Genomic DNA, 14,247 nt, shown 5'->3' on the forward strand with positions numbered 1-14,247 from the left:
TAAATGGCCTGCCGCAGGTGGCGGGCCAAGATGTTTATGAGGTACGCATGTCGTTAATTTCCCTGATGGGCGCTTTTGAGATCGGCCTGATCTTTGCGCTGGTCGCGTTGGGCGTATTGATTTCCTTTCGCTTGCTCAATTTTCCCGATCTGACGGCCGATGGCAGCTTCCCTTTAGGGGGCGCAGTAGCCGCAGTGATGATTGTCAGCGGTTATAACCCTTGGTTGGCGTGTTTGCTGGCGGCTATCGCGGGTGCCGGTGCTGGCTGTTTGACGGCTTGGCTGCACGTGCGGCTCGGTATTTTACAACTGCTAGCCAGCATTTTGGTGATGATTGCCCTGTATTCCATCAACCTGCGCATTATGGGGGCACCAAACCTGGCCCTGATCGGCTTACCCAGCGTTTTCACTCCTTTCATCAGTCAGGTTGAGGACAACGCCTGGCTGATCCAACCAATATTGCTGCTGGTGGTGGTCGTGGTCGTCAAACTGGCGCTCGACGCATTCCTGACCTCAGAAGTCGGCCTTGCGTTGCGGGCAACCGGAGCGAATCCGCGCATGGCACGTGCTCAGGGGATTGCGACCAGTCGGCTGACGGTGATCGGCATGGCGGTCTCCAATGCGCTGATAGCGCTGGCGGGGGCACTGTACGTACAGACTCAGGGGGGCGCCGATATCTCCATGGGGATCGGCACCATCGTCGTCGGGCTGGCGGCGGTGATCATCGGTGAGACGCTGTTGCCTGCCCGTAGCCTGTTCCTGATCACTATGGCGACCCTGTTAGGGGCATTGCTGTACCGCCTGATGATCGCTCTGGCCCTGAATGCAGACTTTATCGGCTTGCAGGCGCAGGATCTGAATCTGATCACCGCGCTACTGGTTACGTTGGCGCTGGTCCTGCCGAAGTTGAAACAAAAATTGAAAAGCAAGCGGGGGAGGCAGCCATCATGATGCGTGCCGAGCAGTTGTTTAAAACCTTTAACCCTGGAACCCCGCTGGAGAACCCGGTATTACGTGGCCTGTCTTTGAACATTGAGGCAGGGCAGTTTGTGACGGTCATTGGCAGTAATGGGGCAGGGAAGTCTACTTTACTCAATGCGGTCAGCGGTGATATTACCCCCGATCGCGGCCAAGTGTTTATTGGCGAACAGGACGTTACCCTGATGCCCGCCTGGCGCCGTGCCGGTATGGTCGCCCGTGTGTTCCAAGATCCGTTGGCGGGAACCTGCGAGGGGCTGAGCATTGAGGAGAATCTGGCCCTGGCTCTGCAGCGCGGTCAAACCCGAGGATTTCAGCGTGCCGTCAAGAGCAAACAGCGGCAACTGTTCCGCGATAAGTTGGCCACGTTGGAACTGGGGCTGGAGAATCGTTTAGGGGATCACATGGGGCTGCTGTCAGGCGGCCAGCGTCAGGCGGTCAGCCTGCTGATGGCGTCGCTGCAGCCTTCTCGTCTGCTCTTGCTGGATGAACATACCGCCGCGCTCGATCCTAAAACGGCGGCCTTTGTGCTGGCATTGACCGACCGTATTGTCGCCGAGCAGCAATTGACCGTACTGATGGTGACGCACTCCATGCGCCAGGCTCTGGATCATGGCCATCGAACCGTGATGTTGCACCAGGGGCGGGTGGTGCTGGATGTTGTCGGTGAGCAACGGGCCAACATGCAGGTCACCGATCTGCTGGCGATGTTTGAGAAAACACGTGGCGAAAAGCTGGATGATGATGGGCTACTGCTGAGCTGAGGCTGTTCACTTTGTTGGGGCGCGGCATGCTGCGCCCGCGTAGCTGAATAAAACAGCAAAAACAACGGTTTTGGCATAACCTGAGAGCAATTGGTTATTTGCCTGGGTTCCCCGTCCGTGCTGAGATTGTCGCCTGCTAAAAAAAGTCAAACAAGGCGATGACCATGTCTACAGGGAAAACGCTGCTCGCGCTGGCGCTGAGCACATTCTTACCGGCAAGCGCTGCCATGGCGGCAGCTAACGATACACTGATTTATTGCTCCGAGGCGTCACCGGAGTCGTTCAATCCGCAGATTGCCAGCTCTGGCCCAACGTTCGTTGCCAGCTCGCAGGTGCTGTATAACCGTTTAATCAATTTCGATCCTATCAAGAACACGCCAACGCCGTCATTGGCAACCGAATGGAAAATTTCCCCGGACGGCAAAACCTACACCTTTACCCTGCGCCAAGGGGTGAAATTCAACAGCAACAAAAACTTCAAGCCGACCCGCGATTTTAATGCTGACGACGTAGTGTTCTCGGTGTTACGCCAGAAAGACCCAAATCACCCATACCACAAGGTATCGCAGGGTAATTACGAATATTTCCACGACGTAGGTCTGGATACGCTGATTAAGGAAGTGAAAAAGCTGGACGATTATCACGTTCAGTTTGTTCTGAGCGAGCCGAACGCCGCGTTTCTGGCCGACTGGGGGATGGACTTTGCGTCGATCCTTTCTGCCGAATACGCCGATGCGATGCTGAAAAAAGGCACGCCAGAATACGTGGATACCTGGCCAATCGGCACTGGCCCTTACGTCTTGCAGCAGTATAAAGTCGACTCACTGATCCGCTATGCTGCCAACCCTAATTACTGGGATGGAGAGGTGCCGACCAAGCATCTGATCTTCTCCATAACGCCGAACGTACAGACGCGCCTGGCGAAACTCCAGACTAACGAGTGCCAGATTATCCCCGCACCGGCTCCGGTACAGTTTGATGAAATCAATAAAAACAAAGATCTGACCCTGCATAAGGTAGATGCACTGAACGTCGGTTACTTGGCGTTTAACACCGAGAAAAAACCGTTGGATAACGTGCTGGTGCGCCAAGCCCTAAACTATGCCACTGATAAAAAGGCGATAGTTAACGCGGTGTTTTTAGGTTCAGCCACGGTGGCGAAATCGCCGCTGCCGCCAAATATGCTGGGCTTTGATAAAGACCTGCAGGATTACGGTTACGATCCGCAAAAAGCCAAGGCGTTGCTGAAACAGGCCGGGTTGGAAAAAGGCTTTGAGATCACGTTGTGGTCAATGCCGGTTCAGCGCCCGTATAACCCGAACTCCAAGCGTATTGCGGAAATGCTGCAAAGCGATTGGGAAAAGGTTGGCGTGAAGGCGAAAATCGTCTCTTACGAGTGGGGGGAATATCTTGCCGGTATGCGTAAGGGCGAGCATGACACCGCGCTGTTTGGCTGGATGTCCGATAATGGCGATCCGGATAACTTTGCCGAGGTGCTGCTGGGCTGCAACAGTATCAAAACCGGCTCGAATGCCGCGCGCTGGTGCGATAAAACCTATGATGGACTGGTACAGCAGGCCAGGTTGACTAGCGTCCCTGCCGAACGTGCGAAACTCTATGGCCAGGCGCAGGAAATCTTCTACCAGCAGGCTCCGTGGATTGCCCTGGCGAATGGCAAAACCTTCTATGCTACGCGCAGCAACGTTAGTGGCTATAGCGTCAGCTTGATGGGCAGTGATTTTTCCAAAGCCAAACTGAATTAACCTCAGCTCAATATACCTGGCTACCATGAAGGGGCGCAGCATGCTGCGCCCGTTTTTTTAGGCTATACAGGCCGATGGGCGACGCGGTAGCCTGCCAGTACGGCGGCCAACACCATAAACAGATGCCCCTCGGCGGAATCCAGCAGGAATGAGTTGAACAGGTGGCAGGCCAGATAACTGCCGAGCACGGCAACCAGCAGGTTGCGGCAGGCTGTTGGTTGCCGCCAGGCCGCTCGGAAGCAGCACCACATCCACCCCAGAAACAGCGCTAGCCCCAGCAAGCCATTTTGTACCGTTTCCAGCAGATACTCATTGTGCGGGTTATGTACGCCGTAACCGGTCTGCGCATTGCCATACCAGAAGCTCCCGGCCCCGTTACCCAGCAGCGGGGCCTGTTTTATCAGGCGCAGTGATTCGCGGGCAAAGGCGGTGCGTTGCCCCATTGAGTTGTCGCAAGCCTGATAGGCCTGCTCTGCCGGGGCCAACACGCAATTGCGTACCTCAGCAAGGCCGAGCGTCAGGCGCTCCGTCGCTCTATTGGGGATGAAAATCAGCATAATAGTCAGCAGCGAGCCGCAGGCTAGAACGCCTAACCGCTGCCAGCGGGGCAGCGTCAGCAGCAACCAAAGCCCCACGCCGACCAATAGCGCCACATAGCCGGTACGCCCCTGTACCATCAGCAGCACGTTCGCCGTTGCCAGCAGAACCAATGCCCCATAACACCAACGCAGCACGCCTGATTGCGCAAAAGCACGGGTTAGCCATATCAACGCAGCAAACGCCATAAACACGTTCTGGGTTATCTGCAGTTTAAACACCGTTGGATTCTGCGGATCGAGGCCACCCAGCGTCACATGCCCGATCCCCGAAGTCAGGCTGATCGCCAGTATCACGGCATTGGCGAGCAGAAAACCGCTGATAAACCGGGTGATAAGCCTGGTGTCGGTGAGAAAGAACAGCGCCAGAGGAAGTACAAACAGGAGCTTTTGATACTTGCCGACCATCTTTGGGCCGTACTCGTGGTGCTGGGTCAATAACGAGGCGGCCAGCAGTGCAAACATCAATGCGGGCAGCCACACTAGCGGTTGTTTGAGCAAAGGCATCAGGTGGCGAAAGTCACGCTGCCACAGCAGACATATCGCCGCCAACACCAGCGAAGCATTCATCAGCGCATTGGAAGTCGGCAGGGACACACCGAGCAAAAACGCCGTGAAGCCAAACAGCCGAAGGCGGGCAGGGGAGAGTAACGATACAGAACACGGTTCGGTGGATGGCATGGAGTGGCTCAAATCAGGGTTAATTAAACACGGTGTCATTCACCGTGCGGGAAGTTGGGATTTCCAGGCAGGTGAGCTGGCGGTTTATGGCCCGGATAACCTCATTGGCGGGTATGGCGTCCAGATAACGTTCAGAGGTAGCGGTGTTCACCTCATATGGGTGTGGTAATGAGCGGTAGTTGCCTGCCCATAACAGGATGTGCGGAGCCTGCCAGGGTGACCACTGTTGCAGATTGCTGGGGCCGAACAGCACGACGGAAGGCGTCTGCAAGGCGGCGGCCATATGCATCGCTACTGAATCCACCCCGATAAACAGCTTCGCCCGATCGATCAAGACGGCCAGCTCCGGCAGGTCCAGGCGACCGGCCAGATTGACCACCCGTTGTGGCATGGCGCAGTGGGCCAGAATAGCGGCTATCATGGCGATCTCATCGGTAGAACGTCCCCCGGTGAGCAACACGGTTTCTCCGTTGGCGGTGAGATGGTCGATAACCCGTGTGAATCCCGCCACCGACCAAGTTTTGAATGCCCAACGCGCGGTAGGCTGGATCAGCACGAAATCCGTCAGGTGATGATGTTGGCTGAGGCGATTAATCTCATCGATATCGCGCTGCCGGTAAGCCTGGGTCACCTTGGTCACCAAGGTGGGTAAGGCCAACGGGGACAGAATCGAGAGGTTATTGAGCACGGTGTGCCGTTGGTCATGCCCGTCCACCGGCACCAACAACGAATGGCAAGCACGCCACAGCTGATTATTACGCTTGGGGTAAGCAAACCCCAGGCTGAACGTCGGTTTGAGAAAGCGGCAATACAACGCCGCCCGCCACTGGTCGGACAGATTAATCACCAGGTCGTAGTGGCCGGTGTTGAGGCTGTTCCACAGGGCTTGCTCACCGCGATACTGTGCCTTGTAGCCCTGGCGTTTTAGGCTGCGATCGACGGTATAGGTCAGATAGACATCCTGATTGCCCGCCAGCATCGCCTCGGTGCCGTCATATACCAGCACGTCAATCAGGGCGTTGGGGTAATTGGCGCGCAGCGTACTGAGCAACGGGGTAGTTAGCAGGACGTCACCAAAGTGACGCAGCTTGATAACCAGGATGCGCTGTACCCGATCGCGGTGCAGTAGTCCGTTGGGCAAGCGACGGTCAGGTAACACGGCCTTGCCAGCACTCATCGCGAACGTCATATTTTGCTGATATATCCCAGAGAACGATAAAAGGCGATCTTATAGGTGGCGGTAAGACAAAGATAATTGGTTGTACAGATCAATAAGATCAGACCGATCGTTGAAAACGATCAATCCAGGACAAAGTAAGGGGGTATTGTGCGGGTTTGTGAGCCATGGGATAAATCGTCTATTAAGAATTTTAGTATGGCAGCCACTGGCAGAAGTGTAAGGATGAATAGCGGGTGGTGAGAGATGCGTGGAAAGCCGAACCTCGTCCCTGAGGTTCGGCTTTTACAGATTAGCCCGCAGCGGCCTCGCGGAGGCGCTGTTTGATCTTGCTGTACTCTTGCTGAACATAGTGTTCTGCCTGCTCTTGATCCTTAATCGGCTCAATCTGCACGGCACAGTATTTGTATTCCGGCGTTTTGGTAATCGGGCTGAGGTTTTCCGCCACCAGCTCGTTACAGGCACCGATCCACCATTGGTAGGTCATGTAGATCGCACCCCGGTTAGGGCGTTCGCTGACGTTGGCACGGGTAATGACCTTGCCCTGACGGGAGCGTACCCACACCAATGCCTGATCCTCAATCCCTAGCCGTGCGGCGTCTTCCGAGTTGACTTGCACATAGCCTGGTTCATCGGCCAACGCGACCAGTGCCTTACAGTTGCCGGTCATCGAACGGCAGGAATAATGGCCCACTTCGCGTACCGTCGACAGCACGAACGGGAACTCATCGCTGAGCTGATCGATCGGCGGAGCCCATTCACAGGTAAAGAACTCCGCTTTGCCACCGGGCCGAGAGAATTCCCCGCCTTCGTACAGATAAGGGGTACCCGGATGATCCAACGTTGGGCAAGGCCACTGAATGTAAGCCAGGTCCGCCATCTTCTCGTAGGTAGCGCCGTAGTAGATCGGGCACAGCTCGCGCAGTTCGTCCCAGATTTCCTGCGTGTTGTTGTAGTGCATCGGGTAACCCATGGCCGTCGACATCAGGCTGATGATTTGCCAGTCCGTCTTCACATCGCCCACCGGTTCCACTGCTTTATAGAAGCGTTGGAAGCCGCGGTCTGCCGCGGTATACACCCCTTCATGCTCGCCCCATGAGGTTGCCGGGAAAATAACGTCGGCAATCGCGGCGGTTTTGGTCATGAAGATATCCTGCACGATCAGCAGATCCAGCTTCTCAAAGGTTCTACGGATGGTGGCTAAATCCGGCTCCGTTTGTAGCGGATCCTCCCCCATGATGTAGTGCGCTTTGAGTTTGCCATGGTCGATATTGTGCGGCACTTCGCTCAACGCATAGCCGATCTCGGCTGGCATTGCGTCGATCCCCCAAGCGTTGGCAAACCTTTCCCGTGCCTCGGCATCCGTTACCTGGAAATAGCCGGGCAGGGTGTTAGGCAACGCGCCCATATCACAGGCACCCTGAACGTTGTTCTGTCCGCGCACCGGGTTAACCCCGACGTTCGGCTTGCCCAGGTTACCGGTCAGCATCGCCAGGCTGGTCAGCGCACGCACGGTTTCCACGCCCTGATAGAACTGGGTGACGCCCATGCCCCACAGGATGGTGGCTGTTGGCGCGCCGGCATACATGCGTGCCGTTTCACGGATCTGCTGGGCGGTGAGGCCCGTGGTTTTTTCAACCGACTCCGGTGGGTAGTCCGCCACGATGGCGCGGTACTCATCGAACTGCTCGGTATGCTGTTCAACAAACGCCTGATCGTACAGGTTCTCCTCAATCATCACATGAGCGAGTGCGTTGATCAGGGCGATGTTGGAACCGTTTTTCAACGGCAAATGGATATCCGCAATACGCGCCGTTTCGATATAGCGTGGATCGCAAACAATGACCTTGGCTCCTTTCTCCTTCGCCTTGAGAATGCGGCGGGCGACAATAGGATGCGAGTCCGCGGCGTTATAGCCGAAGACAAAAATACACTGGGTATCCTCAATCTCGCAGATTGAGTTACTCATGGCGCCGTTACCGACCGATCGCTGCAGACCTGCAACCGAGGGGCCGTGTCAGACGCGTGCGCAACAGTCGATATTGTTAGTACCGACGGTGGCGCGAGCAAACTTCTGCATCACATAGTTGGCTTCGTTACCGGGCCCACGTGAGGAGCCGGTCGTCATAATCGCATTCGGGCCGTATTTCTCTTTAACGGCCAGCAGGCGTGAACTGGCGAACTCAATGGCCTCTTCCCAAGACACCGATTCCAGTTTGCCACCCCGTTCCCGGCGGATCATCGGCGTTTTCAGCCGTGGCGTCAGGATCTTGGTATCGTGAACGAAATCCCAGCCGTAATACCCTTTCAGGCATAGCTCGCCCTGATTGGTCACGCCGTTAGCGCCTTCGGCCTTAACGATCCTGCCGTTGTCGACTATCAGGTTGATTTTGCAACCTGAAGCGCAATAAGGGCAGACCGTGATGACTGTTTTCATCTCAGCACTCCTTTTTAAACCTGTTCGACATTGCTCAACACGCCACTGGACCAGAAAATCTCCCCGGTGACGAAAAATGTGTCTCACTTATTTGAAGCATAAATTGTGCCACGCTGACTTGATGTGGATTAACGACTCGCATTTATTGTCATCATCCAAAACACTCAAGTTGCTGTGGTTGATGGTGTTACAGGCGGGGATCATGCAGAACGCCGACACGCCGTGAATCCGTCCCTGGAGGCTCGTATCGCGCATCCTTGCGCTCAACGGTCGGCTAACCTGCAATGATCCCCACCTGCCTCAAGCTTTCGTGTTGCGGTATTAGGCGCTGCTATTCAGAGCCGCTCAAAACCTTCCCCCGTATCCCATATTGATAACCGCTGATAAATCACCCGTACCGCCTGCGTCACTTTCTCCGTCATCGGGAAATAGAACATCACCACGTCCGGCTGAATGCCGAGAAATATCACTTCCTCAATATCCTCACGTAGCTGGTCGATCAGGAAATTGAGCGGCATATTGTGGGTGCTCATAAAGAACATCTCGGCAATATCGTCAGGATTGACGATGCGGATCTCGCCAGGAGCCAGCTCCATATCGGTGGCATCGACAATCACCAACCGGCTGGGCTTAAGATCGCGGATCTGATGCGTGACGTTTTCGGGGGTGGAACCGCCGTTGACGGCGATCCAACCCTCGATTGGCGCGTCAGCCATCATTTCGGCCAGCAGCGGCCCAGCACCGTCGTCACCCATCATGCTATTGCCTACGGTAAGTACGACATTCATGGGTTGGTCACCTTTTTCACAATCAGATAGATAGCAGGCTCGCGCTCAATCTCGGCGAGCAAGCCGAGCAGCTTAGTACTCCATTCGCTAAAGGGAGCCGGTTGGCTATCAATCAGCGGGGCCAGGGCATTGGCCAGCAGGCTGGTGTGGGTGGAGTCGATGGTGATTTCGCCAAAGGTCAGCAGGCCTCGCATCTTGCGTTGGGCCTCCCCCTCCGGGAACAGCTCAACCCAGGTTTGATATTGCGGCAATGGGCAACTTAGCTCGGTATTCAGGCAGTCAATCACCCCCACGTGATGGCCAATCGCCAGCGAGTAATACATCACCTGCTGCGCCTGGGCAGGCATATCGTCATCGCTATCAAGAAACTTCTGGCGTAACGACCAGAACACCGCCTTACCTTCATTTTGCATGGGGCAGCTCCTGTTGCAGGCAGTCAACCAGGCAAGCGACTATCTCGCGCAGGCGGGGATCGCCTTCCTGTTGCAACCATTCTTCCAGGCGCAACGTGGCCGCATCCATGCTGGCACCGGCCAACAGGGAGAGGAAACGGTCACTGATGATGCGGCCTTGATAGTAGCCCGCCAGACGGCGTGCCTCGCGTTCAATCAGTACGCGGGTATGCAGTGGGATGCCTGGCAGCAGCAATGCCGCTTTTTCATCGGCCTGCTCAAGGTGGTTTTCACCCTTCAGCTTTTGTTCCAACAAGCCCAGCGCTACGGCAAAGCCGTAGATGGTGGCGGCAGGCGTCGGTGGGCAGCCGGGGATCCACACGTCAATCGGCACGATCGACTCGCTGCCGCCCCAGACGCAGTACAGATCGTGGAAAATCCCGCCGCCGCAGCCGCAGGCACCGTAAGAGATACAGATTTTCGGGTCGGGTGCCGACTCGTAAGCTCTGAGCGCGGGCACGCGCATGGCCCGGGTGACCGCGCCGGTAAACAGCAGAATATCGGCATGGCGCGGTGAGGGCACCACCTTGATGCCAAAACGTTCGGCATCAAATACCGGCGTGATGGCGGAGAAGATCTCGATCTCACAGCCGTTGCAGCCGCCGCAGTCGACGCGATAAACGTAGGCCGAGCGTTTGATATCCTTCAGCAACTTGCTCTTGAGTTTGGCGGTCTGTTCATCAATGGCGATCGGCGTGCTGCGGTGATGATTGACCTTGATATCGGGCATCGTCATGTTATTTCGCTCCCGCCGAAAGGCTCAGTTTCATTGGCCGATGCTGGCTCAGAGTCTGTTTACGCTTGCAGGCGGGGCAGGTCTCGAACTGTGGCCGTAAGGCCTCAATGCTGTCTGCCCCCATGCCCGCGTGGGCCAGCAATGCCAAGGCGTAATTCACCGATTTGGTTGGCGTAAAGGGCTGCTGGCAACTGCGGCAGTTGAGTAGGGTAAAGGTGGCGCGGATATACAGATCGGGCTTGTGCATCACCGCCATTTCAAAATCTTCCGACAGCCGGATCGCCCGCGTCGGGCAAACTTCTTCACAGCGTGCGCAGAAGATGCAGCGTCCAATGAACAACTGCCAGACGCGCTCGCCGCTGGCCTCATGAGTTTCCATGGTTAACGCATTGGCCGGACAGGCCACGGTGCAGGCGCCGCAGGCGATACATTGCTCAGGATCGTACTCTGGCTTGCCACGAAAACCCGGGCACACCTCCAGCGGCTTAAACGGGTATTTCACCGTGACTTCACCGGCCTTCAGGATGGTTTTAAACAGTTTCAGCATGCTGCCTCCCTCACTTGCACGGTGAATTGGTGCGTTCGATCCCGTAGCGTTCAATCTCCTTGTACGGCACGGTCTTCGCTTTACGCTTGTTGATATCGATCAGCGTGACGCGGTCGGTACAGGAGTAGCAGGGATCCAGGCTGCCGATAATCAGCGGGGCATCGGAAACCGTATTCCCGCGCAGCATGTAACGCAGCACTGGCCAGTTGGCGTAGGTGGCCGCCCGGCAGCGCCAGCGGAACAGCTTCTGGTTATCTCCTAGCATGCTCCAGTGGATATCTTCACCGCGCGGGGCTTCGGCATAGCCCAAGGCAAACTTGTGCGGCTGGTAGCGGAAACCTTCGGTGAGCAGTGGGCCGCCCGGCAGGTTATCCAGGCCGTATTCGATCATCGCCAGCGAATCCAGCACTTCCTGTACGCGCACCATCACTCGTGAATACACGTCGCAGCCGTCGAAGGTGAACAGCGTTTTCGGCAACGAGCCGTAGTTGGCATAAGGATGGTCAAAGCGCATATCGCGCTTGAAGCCGCTGGCGCGGATCATCGGTCCCACCGGGCTGTAGTCGCGGGCGATCTGCCGATCCAACAGGCCAATGCCTTTGGTGCGCTGCTCGATATTCGGCGTGCCGAGCAGCATCTCTACCAGCTGCGTCACGTCGGCGCGCATCTCATGGATCAACTTGATGGTTTTAACCCGCTGCTCTTTCAGGATGTCACGGCGCACGCCACCGATCAGGTTGAGCCCATAGGTTTTACGCGATCCGGTCAGCAGCTCCGCCATGGTCATCGATTTTTCACGCACGCGGAAGAACTGCATAAAGCCGGTATCGAAGCCGACAAAGTGGCTGGATAGCCCGATGTTCAACAGGTGGCTGTGCAGCCGTTCGACCTCCAGCAGAATGCTGCGGATGGCATGGGCGCGGGGCGGCACATAGATCCCCAACGCATTTTCCACCGAGGTGGTGTAGGCCACGCTGTGGGTAAAGCCGCAGATCCCGCAGACCCGGTCGGACAGGAAGGTGACTTCCTGATAGCCCATACGGGTTTCGGCCAGTTTCTCCATGCCACGGTGCACGTAGAACAGCCGGTAGTCGGCATCGACAATGCGCTCGCCGTCAACAAACAGGCGAAAATGCCCTGGCTCGTCGGAGGTGATGTGCATCGGCCCGATTGGCACCACCCGTGATTCGCCGGTGGCCGCATTTTCAAACGGGTAGGTTTCCACATCGGTGGTTGGCTCAGGGCGCTGGCGGTAATCCATAGTGTCTTTACGCAGCGGGTAAAGATCGTCTGGCCAATCGTCCGGCAGCACCAGGCGGCGCTCGTCCGGCAACCCTACCGGGATCAAACCGTACATATCGCGGATTTCACGCTCGCCCCACACGGCGGCGGGAACGCGCGGGGTGACCGACGGAAACTCCAGCGTGATGGCGCTAACCTGAGCCTTGACGGTGATAAAACACTTTTCCCCTTCCTCCATCGACAGCACGTAGTAGACGGCGAAATCGCCGGTCAAAGTACGTTCATCATTTCCAAACAGCACCGGTAGCCAACCGCCCAGCTGGTAATAAAGATATTCCACGATCTCGGGTAACGAGTTCAGCTTGACCGTGATGGTGACCTGATTGGCGGTTTGCCACTCGGCATCCAGCAGGGCGGAGGGGAACTTCTCGCGTACTTTGGCCAGATAGCCTTTGCCGAGTTTTTCGTCGTTATTGAGGGTCAAAACGTGGGTTTCGTAGCTCACTTTACTTCTCCTGCCTGAGGTTCGGCCGCAGAGGATTGATTCTGAACGGCCCATGGCCAGCTCAATGGCTGGGCATGAGTGCCAGGCTTGTTGTTCATCACGATGTGGACCGCGTTTTCCAGCAGTCGGCTGACCGGTTGTGGGATATGGGTGCCCATCACCAGCATCAATACCAGCAGGATCACCATCGGTAAGGTCGTCAGTACTCCCAGTTCGCCTTTGTTGACCTCTTCGGGTTTAGCGCCGAACAGCACGCTGGCCACCATGCGGACCAACCCGGCCAATACCACCGTCAGCAGCAGCAACAAGACGATGGTCAACGTAATATGGCCAGCCGCCAACCCGGCGGTGACCGTCATAAACTCACTGAGGAAGATATTGAACGGCGGCATGCCACCCAGCGCCAAGGCCCCCCCGGCCAGCAGCACGGCACTGAACGGCATGCATTTCAGCATCCCTTTCACCACGGTGATATCGCGGGTGCCATACTTCAGCAGCACGTTGCCGGAGCCGCAGAACAGCAGAGTTTTTGCCAGGCTGTGGTTCAGGGTATGCAGCAGCGCTGCCAGGATGCCCAGCGGGCCACCGATGCCGATCGCCACGGCAATCAGCCCCATGTTTTCTACGCTGGAGTAGGCCAGCAGCCGTTTGATATCGCGCTGCACCAGAATAAAGAAGGCCGCCACCGCGACGGAGAGGAAGCCAAACACCATCAACAGTGTGCCGGTAAAGTCATGGCCCAGCGTGGTGCTGATAATGATGTAGTAACGGATGATGATCAGCAGCGCACAGTTGAGCAGCACGGCAGAGAGCAGGGCGCTGGTGGGGCTTGGTGCCTCACTGTGGGCGTCCGGCAGCCAGGCGTGCATTGGGAACAGCCCGGTTTTGGTGCCAAAACCAATCAGGATGAACACAAACGCCAGATGCATCAGCATCGGATCCAACTGTGTGGCGTGCTTGAGCACTTCCGTCCAGAAGATGGCGTCGTTGGGATCGGGCATAAAGCTGGCCGCGTTGGCGTACACCAGAATGGTGCCGAACAGCCCGAAGGCCACCCCGACGGTACAGATAATGATGTATTTCCAGGCCGCTTCCAGCGAGGAGCTCTGCCCGTACAACCCCACCAGAAACGCCGAGCTGAGCGTGGTGGCTTCGATGGCCGCCCACATCAGGATCAGGTTATTGCTGGTGATCACCAACAGCATGGTGAACAGGAACAGGTGGAAAAAGCCGTAGTAGTGACACAGCGTCGCTACTGAAATCTCGCCCTCATCGACCTCATGGCGCATATAGCCAATGGAGTAAAGCCCGGTTAGGCAGCCAATGATGCCGAGGATCGCCAGGAACAGCGCGCTCAGGCTATCCAGATGCAGCCAGCGTCCGGCAGCCAGAATATCGCCTTGCTGGTATACCTGCATCACCACCCACAGGGAAACTGCCAGCAGCAGCATGATACCGACAAAGTGCAACAACGTGACGCAGGCCCGTGCCGCATTGCCCAGCAACCGGCAGGCAAAGGTCAACAGCGAGAAGGCCAGCGGCGTCAGCAGTAATAGAAACAGCATGGTGGTATTACTCATCA

Annotated in this window: 12 protein-coding genes; 3 read left to right on the forward strand and 9 right to left on the reverse strand. The window is 56.6% G+C overall.

Translation table 11 applies throughout. The features are described from left to right. Positions 1 to 47 precede the first annotated feature (47 nt). The 3 genes from D9980_RS04175 to D9980_RS04185 all read left to right on the forward strand — a co-directional run bounded on the left by D9980_RS04175 (position 48) and on the right by D9980_RS04185 (position 3,504). Positions 48 to 950 carry an ABC transporter permease gene (locus D9980_RS04175; protein WP_024485283.1) on the forward strand — a complete coding sequence of 301 codons (903 nt, stop codon included), beginning with the start codon at positions 48 to 50 and terminating at the stop codon, positions 948 to 950. Next, positions 947 to 1,741: an ABC transporter ATP-binding protein gene (locus D9980_RS04180; protein WP_024485284.1), complete on the forward strand. Its 795-nt coding sequence runs from the start codon at positions 947 to 949 to the stop codon at positions 1,739 to 1,741. Before D9980_RS04175 ends, D9980_RS04180 begins: the two co-directional genes overlap by 4 nt. A 164-nt stretch (positions 1,742 to 1,905) precedes the next feature. Next, on the forward strand, positions 1,906 to 3,504 hold the full coding sequence (locus tag D9980_RS04185) for an ABC transporter substrate-binding protein (RefSeq protein ID WP_046808156.1): 1,599 nt from the start codon (positions 1,906 to 1,908) through the stop codon (positions 3,502 to 3,504). Between the two features lie 62 nt (positions 3,505 to 3,566). Here the strand turns inward: D9980_RS04185 and D9980_RS04190 are convergent, their stop codons facing one another. The 9 genes from D9980_RS04190 to D9980_RS04230 all read right to left on the reverse strand — a co-directional run bounded on the left by D9980_RS04190 (position 3,567) and on the right by D9980_RS04230 (position 14,245). After that, positions 3,567 to 4,781 (reverse strand): O-antigen ligase, encoded by a 1,215-nt coding sequence (locus tag D9980_RS04190; RefSeq protein ID WP_121606495.1) that lies wholly within the window; start codon positions 4,779 to 4,781, stop codon positions 3,567 to 3,569. Positions 4,782 to 4,800: 19 nt separating this feature from the next. Next, positions 4,801 to 5,970 (reverse strand): putative lipopolysaccharide heptosyltransferase III, encoded by a 1,170-nt coding sequence (gene rfaQ / locus D9980_RS04195; protein WP_121606496.1) that lies wholly within the window; start codon positions 5,968 to 5,970, stop codon positions 4,801 to 4,803. A gap of 280 nt (positions 5,971 to 6,250) precedes the next feature. Beyond that, positions 6,251 to 8,395, reverse strand: coding sequence for a formate dehydrogenase subunit alpha (gene fdhF, locus D9980_RS04200; RefSeq protein WP_121606497.1), 2,145 nt, complete (start codon positions 8,393 to 8,395; stop codon positions 6,251 to 6,253). Between the two features lie 335 nt (positions 8,396 to 8,730). After that, on the reverse strand, positions 8,731 to 9,183 hold the full coding sequence (hycI, locus tag D9980_RS04205) for a hydrogenase maturation peptidase HycI (RefSeq protein WP_024487074.1): 453 nt from the start codon (positions 9,181 to 9,183) through the stop codon (positions 8,731 to 8,733). Next, a complete protein-coding gene (locus tag D9980_RS04210) occupies positions 9,180 to 9,596 on the reverse strand; it encodes a formate hydrogenlyase maturation HycH family protein (RefSeq protein WP_024487075.1) in 417 nt (138 codons plus the stop codon). The genes hycI and D9980_RS04210 overlap by 4 nt, the downstream gene beginning before the upstream one ends. Continuing rightward, positions 9,586 to 10,371: an NADH-quinone oxidoreductase subunit B family protein gene (locus D9980_RS04215; protein WP_121606498.1), complete on the reverse strand. Its 786-nt coding sequence runs from the start codon at positions 10,369 to 10,371 to the stop codon at positions 9,586 to 9,588. Before D9980_RS04215 ends, D9980_RS04210 begins: the two co-directional genes overlap by 11 nt. Before the next feature lies 1 nt (position 10,372). Continuing rightward, positions 10,373 to 10,918 (reverse strand): hydrogenase 4 subunit H, encoded by a 546-nt coding sequence (gene hyfH, locus D9980_RS04220; protein WP_121606499.1) that lies wholly within the window; start codon positions 10,916 to 10,918, stop codon positions 10,373 to 10,375. Positions 10,919 to 10,928: 10 nt separating this feature from the next. Then, positions 10,929 to 12,719 carry a hydrogenase large subunit gene (locus D9980_RS04225; RefSeq protein WP_174469079.1) on the reverse strand — a complete coding sequence of 597 codons (1,791 nt, stop codon included), beginning with the start codon at positions 12,717 to 12,719 and terminating at the stop codon, positions 10,929 to 10,931. After that, complete coding sequence (locus D9980_RS04230) at positions 12,662 to 14,245, reverse strand: hydrogenase 4 subunit F (protein WP_121608947.1); 1,584 nt, start codon at positions 14,243 to 14,245, stop codon at positions 12,662 to 12,664. The genes D9980_RS04225 and D9980_RS04230 overlap by 58 nt, the downstream gene beginning before the upstream one ends. Positions 14,246 to 14,247 lie beyond the last annotated feature (2 nt).

The organism is Serratia sp. 3ACOL1 (assembly GCF_003668775.1).
GTDB classification, from domain to species: Bacteria; Pseudomonadota; Gammaproteobacteria; order Enterobacterales; family Enterobacteriaceae; genus Chania; species Chania fonticola.